The sequence below is a fragment of the Paraburkholderia humisilvae genome (genome assembly GCF_902859855.1).
Lineage (GTDB): Bacteria > Pseudomonadota > Gammaproteobacteria > Burkholderiales > Burkholderiaceae > Paraburkholderia > Paraburkholderia humisilvae.
Window position 1 is genome coordinate 1 of the sequence record NZ_CADIKH010000279.1, and the last position, 2,063, is coordinate 2,063.

Consider the following 2,063-nt stretch of genomic DNA (forward strand, 5'->3'; position numbering starts at 1 on the left):
GCCGTAGATCGATGCAACACGCAAAAGGTCCGGCACGCTTGCCGCCCCCGAGGGAACCGTGTTCGATTCCCGTTTTTCTTTGTCCGAACTTGCCACCATGCTGAGGGACATATCGTCCCGGATGGAGCGGAAGTTGCGGGCGCGGAACTCGACTAACATGGCCACCTCTGTTGTTTGGGTGGATATTTTGCACCAAACAAGCAAGAATGCAACTCAAATTCAGTCAAGACTTTTTTTCGTGGTGATTTTTTTGGTTGATGCGGGCCGTCGCACCGATCAGTAGAATGAAAGCCACCGGTGGTGGCGTGCGGGGCGCCAAGCCCGGAGATCCGGGAGAGGGCGCACATGTGCGGACGATACTCCCGCGGTCAGAAAGACCTGTTCTACGTTGAGCCGCTGAACGGTAGGTCGTTCTCCGCGGCTATGCGGCTGCGTCGGGGTAGCTGAAGGTCGACTCGGTCACCGTGAAGTGCAGCATCATCATCAGCCGGCTGGTCGCATCGTTAACGTACACCAGCAGCGTGCAGGCCGGCGCCCGGTCCTCGAACCAGCGGTGATCGCTGCCGTCGATCTGGATTAGTTCGCCCAGGCAGGCGCGATGGTTGCGCGTCTGATGCACCTTCGGTGGCCGCTGTTTGCGTAGAATCCACAGCCCTGCATCGCGCATCCAGCGCCGCACGGTTTCCTTACCTAGCATCACGCCATGACATTCGGCGAGCTTCTCGCGCGCCAGCGCCATCGCCTGAGCACGCAGGTCCACCAGCAGATCGCGGTTACCCGGCTACCCACGCCGCGCCGACACCAGCCCGTCTGGCCCGGCGGCCTCATGGCGACGCACCAGCCGGCTGACCTGACGCTCACACAGCTGCAGACGTTCAGCGGCCAGCACGATTGTCAGCCGGTGCTGGACGACCGATTTGCAGGCTATGATCGATCCCGTGCTGTCCCTCGTAAATGCCGCGGAGGTGAAGGCGTCGTGCTCTGATATAGAATCGCGGGCACCGGACGGAAGCGCCACTTCCCGCGTTCGTCCGCACGCTGATCGCCCAGCGGAATTCCCTTAACAATGTGTCGCGCGTTACTAATCCCCGTATGCCAGTATCCGGCGCGCACTGGAAGCCACGGGCATGCATTCTTGAATGACAAGAAAGCACCGCTGGTCAGTAGCCGCAAAACCGCCCCTGTCTGCGACGTACCGGAACCCTGCACGGACTCGCCGCGCAAGGAGCTGAGGACACTGCACACGCATGGGCCCGTCACCGCTCGGAAGCTCTATGCCTGTTTCAAAACGCTCTACCCGATCACGCGGCACCCCCCAGCCGCACCGCACCCGGCGTCTTTTCCTGCCGCTGGCCCGAAGCGATGCCGAGAAGGTCATTCTTCGGTGCCGTCTCGAATTCGAGGCGATCCGGCAGGGCCGCGCCGATAGGGCGAACCTCGACCAGATGGCATCGACCCTGTTACTCATTCGCTATCTGACCGAAGCGGGGCACGGGCTGCTGCCACTTCCTTTCTTCTATGAGACAGAATTGATGTTGTTCGATGCGATGGAAGTATATATGCGGGACGGCACGCCGGTCGTGCCCGGGCCGCTTGTCGAACGTCTTGTCGCCGCGGTCAACGAGTATGACCGGCAGCTGCGAGAGACCCGCCTGCAGGCAGTCATTGACGCGAGCCGGAAGCTCGACGCGTATATTGCTCGAATCAAGGCATCGCTAGCCGAACGGACGAGTTCCGCCGAACCCGACCCAGAAGAGACAGACGCCGGGGATTAGTCTTGACGTTCCATTGTTTCGAATCCTGCATTGGAACATGCCCGCCCGACCCTCTGCCTTTTACCCTCGCATCGCAATCTCTTTGACGCTGCTTGCGCGAGCGCCCCAAGGCCTGCTGGACTGGGCCCATTCTCTCGCCGGATGCATCGACGGAGTTGAACTACTGTAGGTACATATGTCTAGAGAATGAAAGGGACTTCCCCGTCCCGAGGCTGCGGCGGAAGCCGCGAGTCGGCATCGACGTGCCATGATGAAGTTTCGAACGTTCATCAACACCAGCGAGAGGGG

1 protein-coding gene and 1 pseudogene are annotated in these 2,063 nt (G+C 60.7%); one reads left to right on the plus strand and one right to left on the minus strand.

From position 1 onward, the window contains the following. Window positions 1-430: 430 nt before the first annotated feature. Window positions 431-931, minus strand: a pseudogene (locus HV796_RS41865) (helix-turn-helix domain-containing protein); the annotation flags it as partial. Between the two features lie 316 nt (window positions 932-1,247). On the opposite strand from HV796_RS41865, the gene HV796_RS41870 reads away from it, so the two are divergent. After that, window positions 1,248-1,775 carry a hypothetical protein gene (locus HV796_RS41870; RefSeq protein ID WP_175233494.1) on the plus strand — a complete coding sequence of 176 codons (528 nt, stop codon included), beginning with the start codon at window positions 1,248-1,250 and terminating at the stop codon, window positions 1,773-1,775. The last annotated feature ends 288 nt before the right edge of the window (window positions 1,776-2,063 follow it).

Excerpts from the sequence above, each read along its gene's own strand:
- HV796_RS41870 (WP_175233494.1), top strand. The coding sequence starts at position 1,248 with ATGGGCCCGTCACCGCTCGGAAGCTCTATGCCTGTTTCAAAACGCTCT.